Source organism: Paenibacillus sp. FSL P4-0184, from assembly GCF_038004625.1.
Classification (GTDB): domain Bacteria; phylum Bacillota; class Bacilli; order Paenibacillales; family Paenibacillaceae; genus Paenibacillus_AQ.
The window spans coordinates 3,284,122-3,307,110 of sequence record NZ_JBBORN010000001.1 but is presented as its reverse complement, the minus strand read 5'-3'; the positions used below and the strand labels follow the sequence as shown (position 1 = coordinate 3,307,110).

Below are 22,989 nucleotides of genomic sequence, written 5' to 3'. Positions count from 1 at the left end.
GGAAGGGGTCTTTGTAATAGATCTGCCTTTTGGTCATCTCTACAATCCAAAATGTTCTCTAACTAACCTAAATTGTTCTTCCACGCTCATACTTGGTATTCTTTCAACGGTTTTGATCCCCATTTTATTACAAGCAGTCTTAATCTCATTGGAGAACTTAACCATAGATTTGTTACCGTGTTTAATCGTTTCTTCTGGATTTATCGTGTAGGCGTTAATACAATCTAAAATCATCTTATGATCTTCTCTGAAGTAATATAATCTCTCTATCTCTTCGTCGGACGTATAAAAACAAATCATTCTCTCTTCTGGGATAAACGGTAGTATACGCTCAGGCATTATTCCCAGATCAATTATTATTGGTTTGTCATTAGACATTGTTAACAAGTCAATGATAAAGAAGTCCATCATCTCTTCGACGATTTGAAATAGCCACTCGCAGTGCTCATCTACCGGTTTATTGAACCACTTATTCCAATCCAAATCTGGATTAGGAAATTGAAGGGCAGGATATTCAACAGGACTAGTGAATGGTCTATATTTTAAGACATCATCCCCCAATGTTTGAAAGCCTAATTCCTCTACAAATTTCTTGGTCATGGTAGTCTTCCCAGCACAAGGTCCTCCATTAAGCCAGTAAACATGTTTTAATTGTTCCTTCAAATAATTATTATTTATCTTCATCCGGTACACCCCATATGTTTTGTGTAGTATCTTACTTTAACACGTTGGTTTCGGAGAGGTGGCGGATTCTTATCTTCCTATAACAGTGAAAACACATCGATATTCTCCTTTCTTGGCACAAGTAGTTATATTCTACGCGTTGGTAGTCCTATTAGCGTATAATGCACACCATCAAGATTATCGTTCTCAAACTTAACTAGTGAAATAGAACCCTTTTCAAATGAATAAGACAGCAGCGCGCAGTCTTATCTTTTCCAGTATAATCACATCCAACAGTCATTGTTTACATATGGTATATTGTACCATTTAATATTTCTAATAGAAGTGTCTTTAATGATCCTCTACAATGATTGCGTAACTTCTATGAGACTTTTATTTCCCGATTCAGAATACTCCATCACCTTTTGAGCTTCTTCAAATGAAAATATTTGATCGACAAATAGGCTTTATTTTTCCTGCTTATACCGTATATTTCATCACCTATTTTATTTGAAAAGCAATGGCATAACGAGAGAAAACACCTCCACGTTGATTTAAAGGTATATAATACCCGTACTTCAACGTAAGGTGTTTACTTTGTTTCATTTATTTTTAAAGATTTTCTTTATAAAAGGCATTCAGTTTTTCAACAGCTTGTCTAACTGGTTCTGGTTGATCGTATAGGTCATAGTGGCTTACATTTTCAAGAATGAACAAGTCCTTTTTCGTTGACGCCGCTCTATTATACAGCTCCTGACCATCTTTGTATGAACCAAATGCACCTTGTTTATCACCTACAATGAACAGGTGGGAGAATTACTGGAGAAGAATATCGCGATGGCCTCACGTTATTAAGCTGATGATACTTATGATACGATTCACCGCACTGTCTATATCGGTAAGTTTTAGGGCCATCCTTTGACGGATGGCCCTTCTTATAAATTGAACCAACGTCCTACCAAGGTAACCTGATAGGTTAATTCGCTTAACCAAGCGGTCATTGTGGATATTTTATACAAAAAGTTATACTGCAATTGACTAGTCGAAATGATACAAATTGGAGGTTATCCAAATGAATGTTGAGATAGGAAAAAAAATAAAGACTCTTCGTTTACAAAAAGAAATGACTCAGGAAGAACTAGCAGCAAAACTGAATCTGTCATCCCAAGCAGTATCTAAGTGGGAAAATAATGTAACCATGCCTGATATTCAAATTCTTCCTGATTTATCCGTGATTTTTGGTGTTACAATTGATGAATTATTTGCATTAACCGATGATACCCATTTAGAACGAATTGGAAATATGATTAGTACTGAACATTTTATATCTGAAGACGACTTTAGCTATGCTGAACAATTTTTAAAAGGAAAATTAAATGATGCGCAAAAAAAATCCTCATGTCTCACCCTGCTAGCTCAGTTGCACATTCATCGTTCAGATGAGCACCGTGAATTGGCTTCCCATTATGCCAAGGATGCACTGCTACTAGCTCCGGACAGCAAAAGTAATCATAATGCTTTGCGAGATGCGGAGAATGGAATCATTTTTGATTGGAACTTTTCAAATCACCATAAACTCATTGCGTATTATAAGAATTTCGTGTCAAATCACCCGGATTACTGGCAGGCTTATGTTTGGCTTATGAACTACTTAATCGCAGACGGCAGATGTATTGAAGCAAAAGAAATTCTGGAACAATTGAACCAAATCCATCCTGGTCATTTATATCAAAAATATGGAGGGCTGATATGCAAGGAAGAGGGCGACCTTTCTCAGGCGCTGGCTCTCTGGGAGCAAATGACTGATTTGTATCCTGAGGATTGGCTTGCATGGTCCTCCAGAGGAGACTGTATGGCTAAACTTTGCAGGTACGACGAAGCTATAGAATACTATTCCAAAGGTTACGAACTACAGCCAAGTCCAAAGTATACAGATGCATTTGAAGCTATTTCTCATATATATATAATAAAAGGGGAATATGATAAGTCTATTGAAAAGCATCACGAAATAATTGAGCTACTAGAAAGGGACTGGAGAGTCACAGAGGGTAAGACCGTTGATTTTTATAAGAGAGAAATAGAAAATTTAAAGATAATGCTGAATAAACAAACCTAACATTATTAAAAATACCAAATAGCATGTACGACTGGCCCTTTCCGCCAAAACGGCGGAGGGGTCTTTTGCTTTTAGTAAGCAAAACTGCCCCACCAGATACTACATTATTTTTGTAAACCCGGAATGCTTGGAGAATCCCGTGTGCGCTGATTTTCCCAAGCGGTGCAATCCTCAGATATCTTAGGTTTACTTTCGTTGTAACCTTCTAGCTACCTACCCGATCTAATATTTAAGTAACGTTACGAACATCCTAAGACTTTTAGTCAAGAAAGCAGGTAAATCTTTGCATATTAATCCTATTGTCGTCAAAGCCAAAGCTGGGGACTCTGAAGCATTCGTGCAGTTGATGCAAGAGATAGAGTTACCTCTGTATAGAACTGCAAGGTCCATCGTCAACAAAGAAGAAGATTGTGCAGATGCCCTGCAAGAGACGATGCTTAAAGCCTTTAGGTCCATCCATACACTCAGAGAGCCCGCTTTTTTCAAAACGTGGATCTTCCGGATTCTGATTAATGAATGCAACAAAATGATCAAAAACAACGCAAGAGCCCTCCCTTATGGAGAGCTTCCCGAAGTCCCTTCCATTTCCAAGGATTATGAGAAAATCGAAATATGGGATGCCGTTCAACATCTTGAGGAGAATCTACGGATTGTCATTCACCTTCATTACCTACAGGACATGCCGATCAGTCAAATTTCCGACATTCTCGAAATTTCTACTGTAGCCGTGAAGACCCGGCTGCATCGCGCCCGCAAAAAGCTAAAGCATTCATCTCAATTCAATCAAGAAATGGAGTTGCGACATGGTAAACACTAAGTTAGAAGAACAATTAAAGAACTGCCAAAGCCTACTTCCCGATCAGTTATCGGATATTGCCCGCTCCAAGCTGAATGAGACTTACCAAATCATCAGGGAAACCGATAATTCCATTTCCCCCGTTCAGAAAAAGAAAAATGTATCTAAAACTTTTAATAAATGGTTGATTTCCACTGCAGCCGCTGCAATTCTTGGAGTTACAGTCCTTGCTTCCGGCTTTGTATCGCCCGCAATGGCTGATGCACTCAAGCAAATTCCGGTTTTGGGACAAATCTATTCATTATGGGGCGAAAACAACGGAGATCCCGGTGTTCAACAAGCCGAGGATTTAATCACAAACATAAACCAAAGCGTGACCCATGGGGATGTGACTATGAATATTCCAACATTGTTATTTGACGGGACCCGAATTCTTATGAACATAACCACTCCTGGAAACAGTCTGGCTTCGGAGCCCAATTCGCCGCCTTCAGATGCCAATAAAGGAGCGGTGGATAAGTTTGAGGTTCTCTATAAAGGCCAACCTCTGCTCTGGAGTTACGAACATATGGACGGTGAGACTGCTTCCAGCATAATGGTTCAGGTTTTGAACACTTATTATGAGCCGAGCACAACAACACAGACTGTCCAGTTCCCTGATCAGTTTGACTTGACTGTAAATGTGACGTTAAAGGGTTACGATGTCCCGTTCGAATTCGTTCTGCCTGTTACAAAATCAAAGCCCGTTACCGCACTAACTTCAGAGGAGACCAAGCATCACGATAACATTAACTTGCAGATCAGTAAGGTGGAAATCACCCCAATCACAACGCAGTTATCCATTGAGTACAAAACCAAACCGGGCCAGAGCAAAGAAGAAATGCTCGCTTCTATCCCTTCGAAATATAAGGGTGCTAACGGGGGCGTCATCGCTCTTCAGTTTGACATTGTGGATGAACGTGGTGTTCAACTGAAGCCTGTCGGTGCTCACCCCATAAGCGAATCTTATAATATTCGTTTTGAACCCTTCAAGACTATACCGAGTACCGTAACCATCAAACCGTACTTAGTCGTTTCCGAAGGTCAAGCCCCGGCTGGGACTGAAGGACTGTGGGAAGACAACAATATGGTCAAGGAATATATCCCTGAGCTGGAGACTGTATTTTCGGTGCAATAGTTCATTTGTAAAAGGGACCTTATTTTCTAGGATGAAAAGGGTATGCAAAACTACAAAAGACGAAGCCATAATGGGCTTCGTCTTTTGTAGTTTATTTAGCTGAAGCCAGCTTCGATATTTTCTCCGCACAGCTCATTTCCTTATCACTCTCAGACTTAGGCTTATAATCGGCCAGTTAGATTCATCCTTTGTGATAGTCATACGTTTGCCCACCTAAAAATGTGAATGACGTTTCCTATGATGTGATGCGGAATCCGACGGATTGCTGCTGCAGCTTCCAGAGACGGTCGTACAATCCGCCTCGTAGTAGTAAAGCTTCATGTCGTCCCTGCTCCACCAGCCGGCCATCTTCCAGCACAATAATGTTGTCTGCACCTCGTATGGTTTTCAGCCGATGCGCGATAACAATAACGGTTCTGCCCGTAATCAGCGCATCAATTCCCTTCTGGATTTCGGCTTCATTCTGCGGGTCAAGCGATGCAGTAGCCTCATCCAGCAATACAATCGGAGCGTTCTTAAGAATCGCACGAGCAATGGAGATCCGCTGCTTCTCCCCTCCGGAAAGCGTACTGCCACCCTCGCCTACCGGCGTGTCATAACCTAGCGGTAATTTCATAATGAAATCATGGCAACGGGCCATTTCTGCTGCTTGTTGAATATCCTGCTGCGACGCGCCCGGCCGCCCAAAGGCAATGTTGCTTCCAATGGTATCTTGGAACAGGTACACATCCTGAAACACAACCGACACTGACCCTAGCAAATGTTCTGGATCAATATCTTTAATATTGCGTCCGCCTAGCAGAACACTTCCCTCGTCAGGATCATAGAAACGCGAGATCAAACGCAGCACTGTACTCTTTCCGCTGCCGGAGGGACCCACGATTGCAGTCAATGAACCTTGCGGCATTTCTATGCTTAATTGTTTGAGAACAGGCTCACCTCCATAGCTGAAGGTAACATTGTCAAAGCGAATGGTACTGCTATCGGGAAGTGGAGCTGTAGTCCCTGTCATTACCGGCTGGCGAAGCAGGTCTACGATGCGTTCACCCGCTTGTTCGTTGTACCGGAATTCAGCATAGTTGGCGAGCGCCGTCGTCAGTGGATCATAGATGCGTGTGCCGACAATAAGGAATACCGCCAGCTGCAAAATACCGAGCTCCCCGCCTAACAATAGATGCACACCTACGTATACCATTAAGGTCAGACCCGCACGAAGAAGAGCCATAGCCGTTAGAATGACCGGTCCGAATATCCCTTCAAGCTTCACACTTTCCTTCATCAAAGTTCGAAAAGAGCTATCCAGACGGACATAGCGTTCTCCCGTCAGGTTGTAGGCTTTCATCACCCGAATACCATTCAAATACTCCTGTAGCCGATTCGCGGCGTTCAGTTTAGCTTTCATATGATTCGTCCCTAATCTGCGCCGCAGTCTGCCTGACAGGTACATAATTAGGAGGGCAACCGGCAGTGCCACGAACATGGAAAGCGCCATCCGCCAGTCGAGGAATAGTAAACCCGCAAGTGCGAATATCGGCAGTACAAAAGCCCCTGCAAGCTGTGGCAGCAGATGTGAAATTCCTGTCTCAACCAGCGTGAAATCGCCCATCATCATATTGGCCAAATCACCAGGATCCCGGCGCGTCAGGTAGCCTAGCGGAAGCTTACGCAGATGTTCTGCTAATTCCGCCCGTCCCTGTGCCGCAACATTGTAAGCCCCGCGGTATGCAGTGCGGTATGCGGGGATCTCACTCAGGAACATCAGCACCATAACAGCGGCTAGTCCCGCGCAAATCCACCAAAGCCGTTCTATCTGAAGCTCTGCACCCACCGTAATATAAGGAGCAAAAATCAACCGCACCGCCTCAATTACAAGCGCAAACGGAAGCACACTAACTATGTTAGCCAGTAAGGAAAAAAGTACAGGCTTCAGCAGCTGCTGCGGTTTGCCAGCAGTAATATTGTGCAATACCTTCATAGCTGTTCCCCTCCTTTTTCCAAATGCCAATCTCCAGCGTCACTGTAGGCATGCCACATTTGAGTGTAAAGTCCATCGAGATCAATCAAACGATCGTGATCTCCGCGCTCCACGATTTGCCCATCTCGCAGTACCAGAATTTGTGCGGCTTCACGAATAGAGGAGAGTCTGTGCGCAATAACAATTACCGTCTTCCCGCGCATAAGCTCCGTTAGTGCCAGCTGCATGTGATGCTCATTTTCCGGGTCGGCAAAAGCAGTCGCTTCGTCGAGTACAAGTACCGGTGCATTTTTGAGGATAGCCCGGGCTACCGCAATACGCTGCTCTTCACCACCGGAGAGATAGACGCCACCTTCACCGATTAACGTATCGTATCCCTGCGGAAGCCGAGAGATGAACTCGTCGCATTGCGCAGCTCTTGCTGCAGCCTGGACTTCATCCAGCGTGGCTCCCGGTTTGCCGACGGCAATATTCTCATACAAAGTGTCATAGAACAGGAAGGTCTCCTGAAATACAAAGGCAACTGTATTCATCAGTTCATGAATCGCCATATGACGGATATCCACTCCACCGATACGGATCGCACCCTCTTGCGGGTCCCAGAACCGCGGCACCAAGCTGGCCACCGTCGATTTACCTGATCCTGACGGTCCAACCAGCGCTGTAACCTTCCCTTGTACTGCCCGGAAAGAGACCTCGCTGAGCGCAGCCACAGCCCCCTCTTCTTCACTGTAGGAGAAGGTTACGTCCATAAATTCAACGTCGAAAGCTTGCGGTGATAGCGGCTTTGCAATTTCTGGTACAGGCTGCTGTGCCAAAAGACGATCCATCCGCTCTACGCCTTCGCCGATATCCCGGGTGCTCGAAGCCAGCATAAGTAGCTTATAGAGCGGAGATGATACGCCTGGTGCCATAATTAGAAAGAACAGCAACACAAGCGCAAAGGACATGGAATCCGGCTGGCCGCTTAGCATAAAAACACCCACCGGTAAAATAAAGGTAAACGAGGAGGCCAGCAATGTTTTGAACAGAACATAACCTGACTGATAACGGTCCGTAAACTCCAGACAATAATCACGGTATCTGGTCATATCACTGTAGAACTTTCGGAAGGAATGCACCGTCTGCCCGAACACCTTCACCGCTGGCATCCCCCGCACATACTGCACCGCCGAAGCATTGATCTGCTCCAAAGAATCATGATACTGCTTCACACTGGTTTTTCCCTTACCGCTCATCATAAGTGCTGACTGCACAACCATTCCTATGAGGATCGGTAGAAGACAGGCAACAGCTAACGGCGGACTCAGCCAGAACATCGCCACAATCATCAGCACCGTAGACGCCAGCGCGCTGACTAGATCAGGGAGCTGATGCGCTACGAAATTTTCCACCTTGTCAACATTCTGTTCCAGCGTCTTCTTCACTGCGCCGGTCGAAGTTCCATTCAGGAAGCCGAGCGGCAATCTGCCTAGATGTTCGGTCATTCGCACACGCAGATTATACTGAATACGAAAAGCCGCAATATGCGAACACATAATACCGCAATATGAGGTCACCAACCCTCCAACCAAGCCGCCGAGTGCAATCCATCCCCAGCGGATCATTGCATCACCGTCAACCTGTCCAGGAGATGCTGCATGCCGCAGTAGCTCGGCCAAGATGAAATAAACTGATAAAAATGGTACCAGCATTAGCACGGCGCTGACAGATGACAATACACCAGACAGGATCAGCAGGCCTCGCTTCTCTCCGGCAATCTCCAACAGTCTCGACATGCCAGTTTTGGTTTTACTCACAGCTGTTCCCCCACTCTTTATAATTACGCACAAAAAAAGTGCACTGAGAATGATTCTCTGTGCACTAGTGTATAGGAACGCTCTTCATGGTTGCTACCGTTTCCGGGATTATAATCAACCAAATCAGGAACATCTGTTTTCGATGCGAGCTTACATCCTTGTTCCTAAAGAACGCTGTCTGCCACTGATCAGATACTCTCCAGGACGCACACCGAATTTTTTACGAAAGGCTGCTGAGAAATGGCTGACATTCACGTATCCGACTCTGGATGCTGCTTCACTTACCGTCATATTTCCATGTTCTAGCAGCTGCTGTGCCCTTTGCATCCGTTGTTCGATCACATAGGCATGGACAGTATAACCGAACATTTCCTTAAAGCCCTTCTTCAATTTGAACTCATTGAGGCAAATAATGCGAGAGAGCCCAGCTAGCGTCGGTGGATGTAAATAATCACGTTGCAGAATTTCCTTGGCTAGTCGCAGGCTCTCCATATCATCTCTAGATAGCTTGACTGTGTGGGAAATCCGATCAGCTTCAAATAAAGATTCATTGAGATAGACAGCCATTAGCTCCAGCATTTTCCCCTCCAGATAGAGTTCCCGCATACCCTGACTATAGGAACAATCCGCAATTTGAGACAGAATGAGTCGGATAGATGGTGTGATAGCGTTTTTGCCAAAAAACAACCCAGCTCCTCCTCCGGCTTGGAGCCGTGTATCCTCGGTCAGTCCGCTGGTCATCCGCTCAAATTGTGCCGGACTCATATCTATGCTGAGGAATCTGTAGCCCGCTCCTCTAAGGTATATACAATTTTCACTTCTTACTCCGCCGTGAAGCAGCACACTTTCTCCTGTATCTATGGCAAAATAGTCCTGCTTCAGCGAGGTCCCCCATTCAATTCCATGTCCCATACAGAATATCAGCTCCGTACGAGGTGTTCTAAACTCGCCCTTCGCTTCGATATCCCGATTAAATTGGAGATCAAAATCCGTCATCTGAAGATAACGCTGAGTAAGCAGGCTCCGGCAGCTGCCCTCCCCTAACTCGACCGGTGGTTTTATCTCAAAGTGGCTTCCGTCCAACTGGTAAGTAATACTAAACCCTTCGCATCTAAGCGTCTTATGGGCATCAATCGTTTCCGCTTCATTCAGACCATCGCTACGCTTCATGCTCATCCCTACTTCCCCTTACTTTGGATTAATTATATATGTATTGAGAATGATTATCAATTGAATGTTCTTTTAGCAAATATGCATAAACAACAAAAAACCTTCCCACCCCTAAAGGTGAAGAAGGCTTAAACGCGTCACTTCTGAAGACATGGCCAGCTATATTTTCAGCTCCATAACCACCTGTGAACGGCCTTTAACGTTTAGTTTTTACATTACATTGGTGGTGGGGGGAAGATATAAATGATATTTTTTTCAGAAAATTCAAAAATACCAGATAAATATGCAGACTTTTTGAATAAGATTGCAACTTTCTTTGGGGAAGAAGAGAATTTCAAAGGTATAGTAAACGACACTATGGAAATCTTAAGACTGTCGTTTAAAGATGATATTTCCGATGCAGAATTGTTAAAGCGCGCAAGTCTTAATGGTATCATTAATGATCCGGATGTCTTTATGGAAATGATAAGTGACAATCCTGATAAAACCAAAATAAAAACAGTTTATATGGAAGAACTCAATGCTTTGTATTACACGATAAATGACATTTTCAGAACACTATGAGCAAAGAAAGAAGACATTCACCCGTATTTCGGAGATGAATGTCTTCTAACCCAATCTGCTTTGCACTGTGTTCTGCCGATTATATTACATCCTCAGATTCCAAAGTCAGCCGGAATCCGTTCTTTCTCTCCCTGACAGCAAATCCCCAGGCTTCGGGTGCTTTCCAGGAGGTCTAAATACAAATCAAGCCTCTGATATCTTTGCTTTGCCCATAGAAAATAAAGCGAATGATGATGTATAGTTGTAATTGTATTAGACTTAATCCGTAATTTTCACATTTCCAAATACGGCCTTATTCCTCGAATCATCCCCCGGATTGCTGAGCGCTATGCCAATATACACCTTGCGATTCATCGGGATCTGAACAGTTCCAACCGTCTGCCAGTTATTCCCGTTCGTCGAAATAGCCCCTTTGAAGGTATTTCCGCTTCTGGTCAGCTTTAGCCATCTTGGAGCCGAGGCAGCCGCAGTATGATCGACCATATTGCCCGCGGTCTCTGCACGATACTGGAAGGTTGCCCCATTCTCAGGGGTAAGCATCATATCTACGTGCTTCGAATTATGACCCAGCGACTCCCGAATCATAATGCCGGCCTTGGCCCAGCCGTCCAATCGGCTAGTGGACTGCACTTTAACAATAATCTCCGCATTGCCGCTCACGGACTGGTATATATAATTCAGTTGATCTCCATTTCCCCAAATATCCGTAGAGCTGCTGCTGAGTGTATATTGCTTATTGGATGAATTGTAGGTAACGTTTCCCGGCATGGAACCGATATTTCGAGCCTTCCACCCTGCTGGTAATTGAGCCGGATAGTCTTGTTCTACCGGAGGCGTCCAGCCTGGCGTCGGCCAGGTTTCACGTTCCTTGATATTGGCCAATTCATCTTCTGGCCAGGCCCCGTAGGCAAAGAACGACAGGCGCTTCACACCTGGATAATTCTCGCGGATTCCCTTGTAAATCTCCTGATATTGATCATCTGTCCAGTCATTATCCAGCGTCGCAACAATTTCCACGTCACTGCCGCTAATCCGGTCGCTCGTATCCTTCAGGATTCCGTAGGAAGTGCTGTATACCCAATCACTATTGAACTCCCAGTCATCAAAGTACGCCATCGGTGCGACAAAGTCGATATCATCTTTGAATTTGGCTACATTCTGTCCAACCTCTGTAAATTCCGGCGGCAAAATATACACACCGAGCTGCACATCCGGATTTGAGGATTCGGAAATATCCTCACGAATATCGCCTACATACTGTCCAATTTGTTCAGTTCTCCATTCATTCCACTGCTCACGCTGAGGCGAATCCGTATCGAAGTCAATGCTGAGCGGGGAATACCCGAACTGCGCCTGATACTTCGCAACCGTGTAATCACTGACGTCCATGTTGTAATTGTCGAAGCGGATCCAGTCTAGCACAACGCCATCCACATCATAATTCTCGATCACTTCCTGAATAATGGAACGCTCATACTGCTGCACTTCATGGTGAATCGGATTGACGAAGTATTCGTTGCCGTTAGAGCCTGTGAACGGAGTCTGAACCCCGTTAACCAGCGCTTGCATCTGCCATTCATCGTGAGCAAGGAAGGCTTGCTGATCATGGAACTGGGGAATCCAGGCATGAACCTTAATTCCTGCAGCATGGGCTGCTGTAATGACAGCCTGCAGGGCATCGAAATTCTCGTAGCCTTGCGCGATCGGAGCGATATCACTCTGATAAAATACACTTCCAGACGGAACCTCATCATCTTCATCCTGCTTCACGTTCATGCTGATGACATCGACACCGTAGCTTGTGGACAGCTGGATGAAATTATGGACATCCGCCGTATTCTTAAACTGGTTTACGGTCCGTACAATCACTTCCGTTTCAAAAGGGGGATTACTCTCCACATCGGCCTTAGCCGGCACGGAACCACCTGCTATCGAAGAAACCAATACGAAGCTTAACATTGCTATGAATTTCGACCTCAGCGCAAATGCCATAATATCGCCTCCACAAGTATAAGATTTTATAAAAGTCTTATTTCGTCGCGTTGATTTTCTTGACATTCTCCTGCCATTTTTCGGTTCTGAACTCAAGCAGCTTATCCAGCCCCGCTTTTTGAGTGTTCTTTTTGGCTGTCTCCAGTGCCGACAATACCTCTTCATCCGACTTCGCCTGAACCATTTGTGCGTAAGCAAGGGTATAAATATCCCCTACATTCTGTGCAATGATGCCAATCTCCGTATCCGGTAGCGGATCGGTATTCACAAATTCCGTAATGTCCAGCGCGGTTTTCCAGGTCACCGTGGACTGCGCCACTGTCTCCCATGATTTCTGGTTCGCGGAAAGCAACGCCTCTAAGCTCATTTTCGCCGTATCAATAAAGGTCGTATTTCCCGCCCAGTTAAAGTCCTCGAATTTTCTCATCGTTTCGGTACGCTCGTTAGCAGGAGTCGTCTTGTATTTCTCGTTCGGAATTGGTGCTCCGTCTGCGTCCTCCTCATCCCAGTACAAGCCTTTAGGACCGAAGAAAAGCACCTTCTGTCCCTCCGGACCCGTAATCCAGTCAAAGTAAGCGAAGATGGCCTCCGGATCCTTGGCCTTTTTTGTAATGACACTGACGTTCCAACCCAGCGTCTCGAAACCGCTTACAAATACTTGCGTTTTGTCTAGTCCGGCTTTATGAATCGGCCAAATAATTTCATAACCGCTGTCCGGATTGTTCGCAGTCAGTGCACGGTGTCCCTCGGCTCCATACGTAGTGATATTGGATTCGACCATGACCGCTACCCGGCTGGTATTGACCTTTTCTTTGACCGCGTCCTGGGTTTGCTGCAGTGCATCCTGCGTAATCAGCCGTTCACGATACAGCTTATTGATATACAGCACCATCTCCTCGTAAGCGGGATCGTCCAAGATAGATGACAGCTTATCGCCTTCCGGATATCCCATGAGTGAAATGAACTTACTGGTGGAGTTCTCCTTAAAACCGCCATACATAATTTCCAGACCTGCCCCCTTCTCGCCAACCTCCAGAGGTACAACATCCGGATACTTCTCTTGCACCAAGCGTAAATATTGATACAAATCATCAAAGGTCTCCAGCGCCGGTCTGCCGAGCTCATTATAAATATCTTTATTCACCATCCATCCGCCGTTGCCGAATTGCCCAGATGTATACCAGTTGGGAATTTGATAGATTTTTCCGTCATCTGAACGGAGCAAATTCAGGGTGGATTCCTTCACATATTTCTTGAAGTTCGGATACTTGTCATAGTAATCATCCAGCGCAACAAGTTGCCCTGCCTGCACCAGCCGTTCCACTGAGGATCCCCGGTCAGTAAAAATGACATCCGGTAAATCACCACCGACGATCATCGTGTTGAGTTTTTCTCCGGCCGCACCTCCCGATTGAATCGGTTCAACAGTAACCTTACGGTTCTCCTGAATCCATTTTGTCGCCTCATTATCCCCCCATGGTGATGTCGTAAGCCAGTCGTAATTTCCATAAAAGCTGAAGGTGACGGGCTTAATCCCGCTGCCGTCATCCGTGGCGACCTCGGTATTCAGATTTTTCTCGCTTGTGTTTGGTGAAGTGTTAGAATTCCCCCCTCCGCTACAGGCAGCGAGAAGAAGCACCAGTGAAGTCAGCAGAAGCGATACCCATTTCATACGATTGCCCATTCTTTTCCCTTCTTTCTACATAATATGGAGACTGCTATTCTTTCAATGAACCGATCATTACGCCCTTAACAAAGTACTTTTGGAGAAAAGGGTACGTCAGGATAATCGGAATAGTAGCGATCATCATCGTAGCCATGGTCAGTGACTTCGTAGTAATCGTCCGATTTCGGTTCATATGATCCAGCGCGATGGCATTCGATGAACCAATTTGGGTCATAATGTTGGAGTTCATAACCTGCCGCAGCAGGGTCTGTATAGGAAGCAGTTCGTCTTTCGTAATATAGATCGCTCCCGTAAACCAGTCGTTCCAGTAACCGACCGCAGTAAATAAAGCAATCGTGGCCAGCACCGGGCCGGAGACGGGAATAACGATTCGGAAGAAAATGCCGTAGTTACTGCAACCGTCGATTTTGGCCGATTCCTCCAACCCCTCCGGCAAAGCGTTGAAGAAGGTGCGGATGACAATCATATTCCAGACGCTGATGATGCCGGGGATAATCAGAACCCAAAAGGTGTCCAGCATACCCAAAGAGCGAACTAGTAAATAACTAGGGATGAGCCCTCCACTGAAGAACATCGTAATCATGAAGAACACCATATATTGTTTTCGAAAAAGCAATGTTTTCTTGGACATTCCGTAAGCTAACAGCGCCGTGAAGAAGACGGACAATGCCGTGCCGCCGAGCGTTCTAAGAATGGTGATCAGAAAAGAATTCAGCAGGCGATGATCCTGAAACACAATATAATAATTTTCCAGGGTAAATGCTCTCGGCAACAAGGTTACACCGCCGAGCGCCGTATCGCTCCCTAGATTAAAGGAAATGACCAGCGCGTTCCAAAATGGGTACAGCATAAGTAGCGCCAGCAGCGTCAAAAGGATATAAATAGTCCGCTGCATGATTTTGTCGCCCAGGCTTAGTCTCATTGTTCACCTCTCCTAAAAGGTTTATGGAGCATTACTTACAGTCGATACATCCCAATAAAACTTGCATCGGAAGCATTCGCTATGAGTAGTAGTACCTACCAGAGACTAACATCTGCCCGGCGCGCGATTTTGTTGGCCATCACCAGCAGAATGACACTGATCACCGCTTTGAAAAGCCCTACCGCTGTCGCATAAGAGAATCTGGCATTTAATATCCCCACACGGTACACATAGGTGTCGATAACATCGGAGTAGGGTCGCAGGATTGGATTGGTTGCCAGCAGCAAAATGTCCTCGAAGCCCGCACTAAGCAGACTGCCGATGGCAAGAATCATAAAGATGATGATAATGGGGGTAATGCTGGGGAGTGTAATCAAGTGAATTTGCTTAAATCGGCTTGCTCCGTCTATGGAAGCGGCTTCATATAAAGTCGGATCAATGCCTGCAATCGCGGCCAGATAGACAATGCTCCCAAATCCGACCTCCTTCCACACATTTACACTTACTAGAATAGACCAGAAGTATTTGGGTAATGCCAGGAAGTTAACTGGCTCCCCTACCAGATTGAATCGCTCCAGCACATAGTTTACCGTTCCGTTGTCAACAGATAACAGCGAAAATACAAAACCGGATACAATAACCCAGGACAGGAAATACGGTAAATAGCTGACGGTCTGGATAACGCGTTTAAAGCCCATATTCCCGATCTCATTCAGCATCAGTGCAAGAAGAATCGGTGCTGGAAAAGAGATAATCAATTTAAGCAAGCTAATCACAATGGTATTTCGCATCACATTCCAGAACTCCGGCGCCTCGAAGAACATTCTGAAATGCATAAATCCAACCCAGGGGCTCTTCATAATGCCGCCAAAAATATCGTATTGCTGGAACGCCATAACCACGCCATACATCGGAATGTAGCTAAAAATGAATACAAAGATAATTCCCGGCCAAACCATGGACTGTAAATCCAATTGACTGGTGAATTTCTTCCATCTACTTGGTTTCTCGGCCGTGTTCATCCGTTTTTCCTCCTCTGGACGATTCTAGTGAAACAACGGCAAAAACGCTTTGTTCTTCTCCAGCATTTCATCCAGCAGCTGTTCAGCTACGGTGACCGAGGGCACGAGCGGATGATGAACCATAGCCTGCAGGGCCATATCCCGGTCTCCATGCACAGCCGCCTCGATGGTGAGGCTCTCGTATTGCTTGACCGCGGCCAGCAGGCCTTTGACGGGCTGCGGAATTTTGCGCAGCGGAATCGGCAGCGGACCTTGTTTGGTTACCACACAGTTCACCTCAATGGAGGCATCGTCCGGCAAGAAGTCAATCATTCCGTTATTCCTTACATTCAACGTCTGGATATCGCGGGAATCATTATAAATGGAGCGCATCAGCAGCACTGCCGCCTCCGAGTAATAGGCTCCACCACGCTGCTCCAGCTGCTTTGGCTTCTCCTTTAGCTCTACGTTCCGGTACAGCTCAAACAGCTCTTCCTCCACCTTCTTCACTACCTCAGCGCGCGATCCGGTCGTTGCTGCTGCTTCCTTCTGTTCCGCAAGCATCGCGTCCGTCATGTAGTAATAGCTCAGGTAATAAGAAGGGATGGCTTTCAAAGCATTCAGAAACCGATGGTCCCAGGAATCAAACGGCACATTACTCGCCTTGTAGTTCTGGGGGTAATCAATGAGCTCCTGTAGCTTGCTTTTACCGTCAATTACGATATCGGATACCCAGTGCAGGTGGTTGATGCCGACAAACTCCGCATAGATCTTCTCTATAGGAAGTCCGAAGAACTCAGAGAGCCACTTTTGAAAACCGATCGGCGAGTTGCACAGGCCTACGCTTTTTACCGATGAATATTTGTGAACAGCTTCAGTTACCATACCGGCCGGATTCGTAAAATTCAGCAACCAGGCATCCGGAGCTAGCTCCTCGATGTCCTTGCAAATATCCAGAATAACCGGAATGGTCCGCAGGCCTTTCATCATCCCTCCGGGACCCGTCGTCTCCTGACCGATGACATCGTATTGAAGCGGAATTAATTCGTCCCATTTCCGCGCTTCCAGCATACCTACCCGGATTTGAGTGCAGATAAAGTCTGCTCCGGCGATGGCCTCCCTGCGCTCAAGCGTCTGGGTCACGGTAATCGGTAGTCCGGACTCAGCAATCATACGCTTGCTTAATTCCGCAATCGTATGCAGCTTCTCCTTTCCCGCCTCAATATCCACCAGCCATACTTCGCGGACGGGAAGCTCTTTATGGTGCATGATGATGCCTTCGATAAGCTCAGGCGTATACGATGAACCCGCTCCGATGACAACGAGCTTCAAAGTCTCCTTCATAATAATAGCCCCTCCTTACCCAGTGATAGACGATCAAGAACCTCCTGATTCACACGCACACCGCTGCTTTCCATTGCCAAAACGACCGCGCCTACAACCGGTTCCCGGGTTAGAATCCTTAAAGTGCCATTTGGAGCCGAGTGCTTCACTCTCTGTTCAATGGTCCGCCGGATGATGCCTGAGCGATCCCCCTTGGTCAATAGGCTGCCTGCAAGTACGATGTCAAAGGAATCCTCCTCCATAGCCAAATGGCGGATTGTCGATACCGCTGCCAAACCGAGCTCATCCCCTTGCTTGGTTAGCAGTAGGGTGGCAACCTGGTCTCCTTCATCTGCCGCTTGAAACAGCAGCTCAGCAATCTGGGGAGGCAAGTCTCTGGAATGATCCAGGTAATCCTCCCTTAACTCCGAAACACTGGAATAGCCCAACAAATGAATTAAGCGTTCGCTTAAGACAGTCTCTTTCTCTCTTCCATCATCCGCCCGAAGAACGCTACGGAATACCTCAATACTTAGATCATAGCCGCCGCCGTAATCACCGAACCGATAGCCAAATCCACCACATTGGTATGTAACGCCTCGCGGATTTTTACCGGCGCAGTTCACTCCCGAGCCGCAGATCAGCACGATTCCATAATTACTCTCTGTACCTGATCGCAAGGCAATCCAGGTATCGCAGGAAATCTCAGTTCGGGGAAGGCCAAGTCTGCTGATGATTGGTCGTAAAATTCGAAAATCGGATTCTCTGTCCGCTCCAGCCAGACCGAACCAGGAATACTCCATCTGATCCTTTGTCAGCCCTGACGCCATAATCGCTCCTGATACAGCCTGGTGCAAACTGTTCTCCGCCTGCTCACGATTATTTTGATGATTCCCGTTCCCTCCCTTGCCTACACCAATGACCGTTCCCTGTTCATTTGCAATCATTGCATAAGTTTTGCTGCCCCCTGCATCGACTCCCAAAAAGTACTTCACAGTTCGTTTCACTCCTAATATTTAGGTTAACCTTACAGATGCGGTGGATTCACGCACGAGAAGCTGAGGAGCGAGCTTCGTTACAACAGCTGGCATCACCTCCCCATTGATTAATTTCATCAGCAAATCAACACCAATGCTGCCCATTTGCGCCTCAGGCTGTCTGACTGTCGTCAATCGGGGATAAAATTCACCTACGAACTGCTGATCATCAAAGCCAACCACAGAGATATCCTGAGGTACCAGAATCCCCTCCTCACGTAGGGCTTGAACAACACCTAAAGCAATAAAATCGTCTCCTGAAAAAATGGCTGTCGGCAGCTTATCTTCACGGATCCATCTCTTGGCCACCTCATAACCGCTACTTACCGTAAATCCGCAATATTCCGTGCCGAAAGGCGTTAGTCCCGCTTCATCCAGCGCCTGTACATAACCCCGCTTGCGCTCTGCTACACTCAGGAACACCGAAGGGCCACCGATATAGGCAATCTGGGTGTGTCCAAGACCAATCAAGTGCTTGGTAGCTTCATACCCCCCTTGATAGTTATCGACGACGACACTGGGAACATCCTCATGCTGGAGCTGGTTATCCAGCAAGACAAACGGAATATTTTTTCTTTTCAGCTCCTCCACATATTCTTTTTCCTCAAGCGGAGATAACAGGATAATCCCGTCAACGCGGTCCTTCTGAAACAGGAAGTTAACGCCTTCATCCTCATTCTCGGCTATCGACAGGGCCAAGAAGTAACCTTGTTCTGCCAGCTTACGGTTCACCACACGAATCACGCGGTCATAGAAAGAGTCGTTAAAGTTGGTAATCGACATACCGATGACTCCCGTCTTGCCACGCACGAGACTCCGCGCCGCTGAATTGGGCTGATAATTTAATTCCTCCATAGCACTCAGCACTTTCCGCCTATTGCCTTCACGTACAGAAGGTGAATTGTTAAGAACTCTGGATACGGTCACTACAGAGAGCCCCGACTTTTTGGCTACATCATGAATGTTCATCTAAGCTTCTATGCCTCCAAGTTCAATAGTTTAAACGTTATAACTTTTAGGGAAATAAAAAAGGACTAACTCTTCTCGCCACAACTACGTCCTGACTGAGAATCGAACATTGAATGTCAGTTTCATCTTTATCGAAAGTATCAAAATGATTTCAAAAGTTTAAAGGTTTTAACTTTAAGATGATTTTACAACCATTCCCAATATCCGTCAATCCATAAAATGTAGTCAAATTTAATATTCCGGACACTACAAAAAACCTTCCCTCACCCCTAGAGGTGGAGAAGGCTTAAACGCGTCACTTCCGAAGACATGGCCAGCTATATTTTCAGCTCCCCAAGCTTGATCAGCTCGACAACCGCTTGTGAACGGCCTTTAACGTTTAGTTTTTGCATTACATTGGAGATGTGGTTCCGAACTGTTTTTTCGCTGATAAATAATAAACCAGCGATATCACGAGTCGTTTTGTCCTGCACGAGAAGCTCGAAAACTTCGCGCTCACGATGAGTCAACAGAAATTTGCTGTGGTGTTCGTTCCCCTTCAATGGTGTCACCCCTCCTTGCCCTGGGTTTGTTTGGTATAACAAGGTAAAGGGATACAGTCAAAACATATTATGTATTGATGAAGTTAATGGTGCTGTCATAACTACAAAATGGGCTTAACCATCCGAAGCTTATTACACCGCTTTAGTGAGGACATTCACCCGCAAAACTTGAAATCTCTTGGATAGAATCATCTCCTTACAGGGCAAGCTACAACTTGTTGTTTCTTATTAAAAGGAGGTGTAAACATGAGCAACTCGAAAAATAATCAACCTACTAAGGCAGAGGTACAAACTACGAAATTAAACAAATTGCCACTAGTCGGTAAATTCGAACCGGAATTTTCTGCTGAGGAAGCCGCAGAAGTATTCAAAAATCATCCCACTACGGAACATGAATCCCATAATGAACAATAAAATAAAGACGACACAGAATGGGGCTGTCGAATAAGTAGCTTTTTCCTATAAATGAGACGGTCCGGTTAATTATAAAAACTGTAAGCAACACATAGCAGCGATTCATACATTATTGGAGAATCGCTGTTTTGTGTTGTTGGTCGTTGACTGCCCGCTTCAACAGTGTATTCATCATCTCCTTCAGAGGGTTACGGACCCAGATGACGTTATTAGTATATTTTTCCTTTTGAGCTAAGTTTCGGACTCCAGTGCAGCTATTCCTCAGAAAGAGAGTAATATTGGGTGTTTTTTAGGTCAATAGAGACTATGAGGTCCGATAGCTGCTGCGTTCGCGCAAATAAATGATCAAATCAAACGAAGTGTTAACTTGCTAATACCCGGATGTAATTAGATATATTTCTACAAACTCAACTCCCAGTTACGGGAGTTTTTTTATCTTGCAAAATATAACTATGAAATACATCACAATTTTATATTGACAGTAAATGTATACGGACTTATGATAAGTCCAGCATAAATGATAACGATTATCATTCACATATAAAAAAAGGGGTGCTTCATTCAATGAAATTCACATATGCCGTGCCTGCAGGTCTACTTGCAGCCTCCATACTATTTACCGGGTGTGCCAGTAACAACAATAACAATAACAGTAATAGCAACACTAGCAATAATAACTCTGCAAATGCTGCTGCTAACAGTACCAAGGCAACAAATACATCTGATACTACTACAGCAACTACTGCCGACTTTACATCAGCGGTTGAACAATATCGTACATATGTCATCGAGCAATGTGATGAATTTGTAAAGCAAACAGAAAATTTCACGAACGCAGTTAAAGAAGCAAAGATTGAGGATGCAAAGGCACTTTATGCACCAGCCCGCATGTATTACGAGCGAATTGAGCCGATTGCAGAAGCACTTGGTGATTTGGATCCGAATATTGATGCCCGTGAGAATGACGTAGATGCTGCTGAATGGCGCGGCTTCCATAAGCTTGAAAAGGCACTCTGGCAGGATAACACTACCAAAGATATGACCGAAGTTGCTGACCAATTATTGAAAGATGCCCAGCTTCTGCGTGCAAAAGTAGAGACCGTAGAGATCGATGCCAATCTGCTCGTTACTGGTGCTGTAGAACTGCTTAATGAGGTTTCTTCTTCTAAAGTAACAGGTGAGGAAGAACGTTACTCCCACACAGATCTGTACGATTTCGTTGCTAATGTTGAAGGCGCCCAAAAGATATACGAGCTGTTAAAGCCAGAACTGGCGAAAAAAGATGCTGAGCTGGAAAAAACGATTGGTGAACGGTTTGCAGCCTTGCAAGCTGAGCTTGCTCCTTTCAAATCTGGAGATGGATATGTTTCCTATGAAGAGCTGAAGGAAGAAGATGTGCGTAAGTTGAGTCAGAATTTGGATGCCTTGGCTGAGCCATTGTCCAACATGGGAACTATTCTAGGAGTGTGATCATCATGAATAAGCAAAATAGATCTACCGGTTTACCAGCGAATGCAGAGGGTGCCCCTCTCAATGAAGAATCCAACAGCAATCTTATATTAGATAAAAAACTAAGCCGCCGCGATATGCTGCGGCTTACTGGCGCCACTAGCCTTGGTCTATTATTAGGTGGTGGAGGTGTTGGTGGAATTATGGCTGCGCGCAATGCCGTAGCTGAGCCAACAGTAGCCTCCGATGCTGATTCCATTCCTTTTTACGGGAGTCATCAGGCCGGCATTCTAACCCCTGCGCAAAATTTTATTTACTTCGCAGCCTTTGATCTGACCACAACGAAGCTATCCGATGTAAAAAAGCTAATGCAAGCATGGACAACTGCCGCAGCTTCTCTTACTACTGGCAGCCTCATTGGCGACGTCAATGACAACCCTAATCTCCCACCCTCCGATACAGGTGAAGTGGATGGTTTAAACCCTTCACGCTGTACGCTTACCTTTGGTGTCGGCCCTTCTTTTTTTGACAACAGATTCGGTTTATCTTCCAAGCGTCCAACCCTATTAGCAGACCTTCCAGCATTTACGGGAGACAACCTGGATCCTAAGTGGTGTGGTGGAGATATTTGTGTCCAAGCATGTGCTGATGATCTGCAAGTGGCCTTCCACGCCATCCGAAATCTGGCACGTATCGCCCGTGGCACAGCCGTACTCCGCTGGACACAGGAAGGCTTCCAGCGCACAGGAACAGCAGATCCTAAGGGAGCGACGCCGCGTAATCTTCTAGGTTTTAAAGACGGCACAGGAAATCCAGATACTACGAACGAAGCAGAAATGAACGAAGTGGTCTGGAACAGCAGCAGTGACGGTCCTTCATGGATGAGCGGCGGCACTTATATGGCAGTTCGCCGTGTACGTTTCCGAATTGAGGTCTGGGACCGTTCCTCTCTGAGCGATCAAGAAGCCACCTTCGGCCGTTATCGTCATAGCGGAGCACCTATCGGTGCAAAGGATGAATTCGATGATCTGAATCTGAAAGCGGCTGATGCTTCCGGGAAGCCCGTCATTCCGCCGGATTCACATTCAGCCTTAGCGCATGGTGACGGCACAGTCAAAATGCTGCGCCGCTCTTACTCCATTTCCAGCGGATTAGATATCGCAACAGGTCAACTCGATGCAGGATTATTATTCATCAGCTTTCAACGAGATTTAATGAAGCAATTTGTTGCGATCCAGCAGCGCCTCTCGAAAAGTGATCGGCTAAACGAATATATGACGCATACAGGCAGTGCGGTATTTGCCTGCTTCCCAGGTATTCGCCAAGGCGGCTACATCGGGGAAGCACTTTTAGGCTAAGCCAGGCCTAATTTTCCAATCGAATATTCCTGTCC

General features: G+C 45.8%; 19 protein-coding genes and 1 pseudogene. 7 read left to right on the top strand and 13 right to left on the bottom strand.

From position 1 onward, the window contains the following. Nucleotides 1–39: 39 nt before the first annotated feature. Nucleotides 40–684 (bottom strand): hypothetical protein, encoded by a 645-nt coding sequence (locus MKY52_RS14435; RefSeq protein WP_341051926.1) that lies wholly within the window; start codon nucleotides 682–684, stop codon nucleotides 40–42. Nucleotides 685–1,275: 591 nt separating this feature from the next. Next, nucleotides 1,276–1,464: pseudogene (locus tag MKY52_RS14430) on the bottom strand (alpha/beta hydrolase); the annotation flags it as partial. A 271-nt stretch (nucleotides 1,465–1,735) separates the two neighbouring features. Here MKY52_RS14430 and MKY52_RS14425 point away from each other — a divergent pair. From MKY52_RS14425 to MKY52_RS14415, 3 genes are all read left to right on the top strand, one after another. Further along, nucleotides 1,736–2,779 (top strand): helix-turn-helix domain-containing protein, encoded by a 1,044-nt coding sequence (locus MKY52_RS14425; RefSeq protein ID WP_341051925.1) that lies wholly within the window; start codon nucleotides 1,736–1,738, stop codon nucleotides 2,777–2,779. 283 nt (nucleotides 2,780–3,062) lie between these two features. Next, nucleotides 3,063–3,596, top strand: coding sequence for an RNA polymerase sigma factor (locus tag MKY52_RS14420; RefSeq protein ID WP_341051924.1), 534 nt, complete (start codon nucleotides 3,063–3,065; stop codon nucleotides 3,594–3,596). Further along, nucleotides 3,583–4,752, top strand: coding sequence for a DUF4179 domain-containing protein (locus MKY52_RS14415; RefSeq protein ID WP_341051923.1), 1,170 nt, complete (start codon nucleotides 3,583–3,585; stop codon nucleotides 4,750–4,752). The genes MKY52_RS14420 and MKY52_RS14415 overlap by 14 nt, the downstream gene beginning before the upstream one ends. 235 nt (nucleotides 4,753–4,987) lie before the next feature. On the opposite strand, the gene MKY52_RS14410 is transcribed toward MKY52_RS14415, so the two are convergent. The 3 genes from MKY52_RS14410 to MKY52_RS14400 all read right to left on the bottom strand — a co-directional run bounded on the left by MKY52_RS14410 (nucleotide 4,988) and on the right by MKY52_RS14400 (nucleotide 9,702). Next, nucleotides 4,988–6,727 (bottom strand): ABC transporter ATP-binding protein, encoded by a 1,740-nt coding sequence (locus MKY52_RS14410; RefSeq protein ID WP_341051922.1) that lies wholly within the window; start codon nucleotides 6,725–6,727, stop codon nucleotides 4,988–4,990. Then, nucleotides 6,724–8,505 (bottom strand): ABC transporter ATP-binding protein, encoded by a 1,782-nt coding sequence (locus MKY52_RS14405; protein WP_341053422.1) that lies wholly within the window; start codon nucleotides 8,503–8,505, stop codon nucleotides 6,724–6,726. The genes MKY52_RS14410 and MKY52_RS14405 overlap by 4 nt, the downstream gene beginning before the upstream one ends. 171 nt (nucleotides 8,506–8,676) lie before the next feature. Then, nucleotides 8,677–9,702, bottom strand: coding sequence for a helix-turn-helix transcriptional regulator (locus MKY52_RS14400; protein ID WP_341051921.1), 1,026 nt, complete (start codon nucleotides 9,700–9,702; stop codon nucleotides 8,677–8,679). A gap of 237 nt (nucleotides 9,703–9,939) precedes the next feature. Between MKY52_RS14400 and MKY52_RS14395 the strand changes: the two genes are divergently transcribed. After that, complete coding sequence (locus MKY52_RS14395) at nucleotides 9,940–10,260, top strand: hypothetical protein (RefSeq protein ID WP_042191436.1); 321 nt, start codon at nucleotides 9,940–9,942, stop codon at nucleotides 10,258–10,260. A gap of 258 nt (nucleotides 10,261–10,518) precedes the next feature. Here MKY52_RS14395 and MKY52_RS14390 read toward each other — a convergent pair whose 3' ends face one another. The 8 genes from MKY52_RS14390 to MKY52_RS14355 form a co-directional block, all read right to left on the bottom strand. Continuing rightward, nucleotides 10,519–12,252 (bottom strand): family 10 glycosylhydrolase, encoded by a 1,734-nt coding sequence (locus tag MKY52_RS14390; protein ID WP_341051920.1) that lies wholly within the window; start codon nucleotides 12,250–12,252, stop codon nucleotides 10,519–10,521. A 37-nt stretch (nucleotides 12,253–12,289) separates the two neighbouring features. Next, on the bottom strand, nucleotides 12,290–13,936 hold the full coding sequence (locus tag MKY52_RS14385) for an extracellular solute-binding protein (protein WP_341051918.1): 1,647 nt from the start codon (nucleotides 13,934–13,936) through the stop codon (nucleotides 12,290–12,292). Between the two features lie 34 nt (nucleotides 13,937–13,970). Next, nucleotides 13,971–14,861, bottom strand: coding sequence for a carbohydrate ABC transporter permease (locus MKY52_RS14380; protein ID WP_042191442.1), 891 nt, complete (start codon nucleotides 14,859–14,861; stop codon nucleotides 13,971–13,973). A 95-nt stretch (nucleotides 14,862–14,956) separates the two neighbouring features. Next, nucleotides 14,957–15,883: an ABC transporter permease gene (locus tag MKY52_RS14375; protein ID WP_042191444.1), complete on the bottom strand. Its 927-nt coding sequence runs from the start codon at nucleotides 15,881–15,883 to the stop codon at nucleotides 14,957–14,959. Between the two features lie 24 nt (nucleotides 15,884–15,907). After that, nucleotides 15,908–17,206, bottom strand: a complete 1,299-nt coding sequence (locus MKY52_RS14370; protein WP_341051916.1) for a 6-phospho-beta-glucosidase — start codon at nucleotides 17,204–17,206, stop codon at nucleotides 15,908–15,910. After that, nucleotides 17,203–18,180: an N-acetylglucosamine kinase gene (locus MKY52_RS14365; RefSeq protein WP_341051914.1), complete on the bottom strand. Its 978-nt coding sequence runs from the start codon at nucleotides 18,178–18,180 to the stop codon at nucleotides 17,203–17,205. The genes MKY52_RS14370 and MKY52_RS14365 overlap by 4 nt, the downstream gene beginning before the upstream one ends. A 21-nt stretch (nucleotides 18,181–18,201) precedes the next feature. Continuing rightward, a complete protein-coding gene (locus MKY52_RS14360) occupies nucleotides 18,202–19,191 on the bottom strand; it encodes a LacI family DNA-binding transcriptional regulator (RefSeq protein WP_341051913.1) in 990 nt (329 codons plus the stop codon). A 317-nt stretch (nucleotides 19,192–19,508) separates the two neighbouring features. Next, entirely contained in the window at nucleotides 19,509–19,733 is a 225-nt protein-coding gene (locus tag MKY52_RS14355) for a helix-turn-helix domain-containing protein (protein WP_019908812.1), read from the bottom strand. A 246-nt stretch (nucleotides 19,734–19,979) separates the two neighbouring features. Here MKY52_RS14355 and MKY52_RS14350 point away from each other — a divergent pair, with 246 nt between their 5' ends. The 3 genes from MKY52_RS14350 (at nucleotide 19,980) to efeB (ending at nucleotide 22,954) form a co-directional block, all read left to right on the top strand. Continuing rightward, nucleotides 19,980–20,147 (top strand): hypothetical protein, encoded by a 168-nt coding sequence (locus MKY52_RS14350; RefSeq protein WP_179085837.1) that lies wholly within the window; start codon nucleotides 19,980–19,982, stop codon nucleotides 20,145–20,147. 564 nt (nucleotides 20,148–20,711) lie between these two features. Next, entirely contained in the window at nucleotides 20,712–21,617 is a 906-nt protein-coding gene (gene efeO, locus MKY52_RS14345; RefSeq protein WP_341051911.1) for an iron uptake system protein EfeO, read from the top strand. Between the two features lie 5 nt (nucleotides 21,618–21,622). After that, nucleotides 21,623–22,954: an iron uptake transporter deferrochelatase/peroxidase subunit gene (efeB, locus tag MKY52_RS14340; RefSeq protein WP_341051909.1), complete on the top strand. Its 1,332-nt coding sequence runs from the start codon at nucleotides 21,623–21,625 to the stop codon at nucleotides 22,952–22,954. Nucleotides 22,955–22,989 lie beyond the last annotated feature (35 nt).

Coding starts and splice junctions, on each gene's coding strand:
- MKY52_RS14370 (WP_341051916.1), bottom strand. CDS start 17,206: ATGAAGGAGACTTTGAAGCTCGTTGTCATCGGAGCGGGTTCATCGTAT.
- efeO (WP_341051911.1), top strand. CDS start 20,712: ATGAAATTCACATATGCCGTGCCTGCAGGTCTACTTGCAGCCTCCATA.
- MKY52_RS14385 (WP_341051918.1), bottom strand. CDS start 13,936: ATGGGCAATCGTATGAAATGGGTATCGCTTCTGCTGACTTCACTGGTG.
- MKY52_RS14405 (WP_341053422.1), bottom strand. CDS start 8,505: ATGTCGAGACTGTTGGAGATTGCCGGAGAGAAGCGAGGCCTGCTGATC.
- efeB (WP_341051909.1), top strand. CDS start 21,623: ATGAATAAGCAAAATAGATCTACCGGTTTACCAGCGAATGCAGAGGGT.
- MKY52_RS14390 (WP_341051920.1), bottom strand. CDS start 12,252: ATGGCATTTGCGCTGAGGTCGAAATTCATAGCAATGTTAAGCTTCGTA.
- MKY52_RS14380 (WP_042191442.1), bottom strand. CDS start 14,861: ATGAGACTAAGCCTGGGCGACAAAATCATGCAGCGGACTATTTATATC.
- MKY52_RS14360 (WP_341051913.1), bottom strand. CDS start 19,191: ATGAACATTCATGATGTAGCCAAAAAGTCGGGGCTCTCTGTAGTGACC.
- MKY52_RS14395 (WP_042191436.1), top strand. CDS start 9,940: ATGATATTTTTTTCAGAAAATTCAAAAATACCAGATAAATATGCAGAC.
- MKY52_RS14415 (WP_341051923.1), top strand. CDS start 3,583: ATGGTAAACACTAAGTTAGAAGAACAATTAAAGAACTGCCAAAGCCTA.
- MKY52_RS14400 (WP_341051921.1), bottom strand. CDS start 9,702: ATGAGCATGAAGCGTAGCGATGGTCTGAATGAAGCGGAAACGATTGAT.
- MKY52_RS14350 (WP_179085837.1), top strand. CDS start 19,980: ATGAGCAACTCGAAAAATAATCAACCTACTAAGGCAGAGGTACAAACT.
- MKY52_RS14375 (WP_042191444.1), bottom strand. CDS start 15,883: ATGAACACGGCCGAGAAACCAAGTAGATGGAAGAAATTCACCAGTCAA.
- MKY52_RS14410 (WP_341051922.1), bottom strand. CDS start 6,727: ATGAAGGTATTGCACAATATTACTGCTGGCAAACCGCAGCAGCTGCTG.
- MKY52_RS14435 (WP_341051926.1), bottom strand. CDS start 684: ATGAAGATAAATAATAATTATTTGAAGGAACAATTAAAACATGTTTAC.
- MKY52_RS14425 (WP_341051925.1), top strand. CDS start 1,736: ATGAATGTTGAGATAGGAAAAAAAATAAAGACTCTTCGTTTACAAAAA.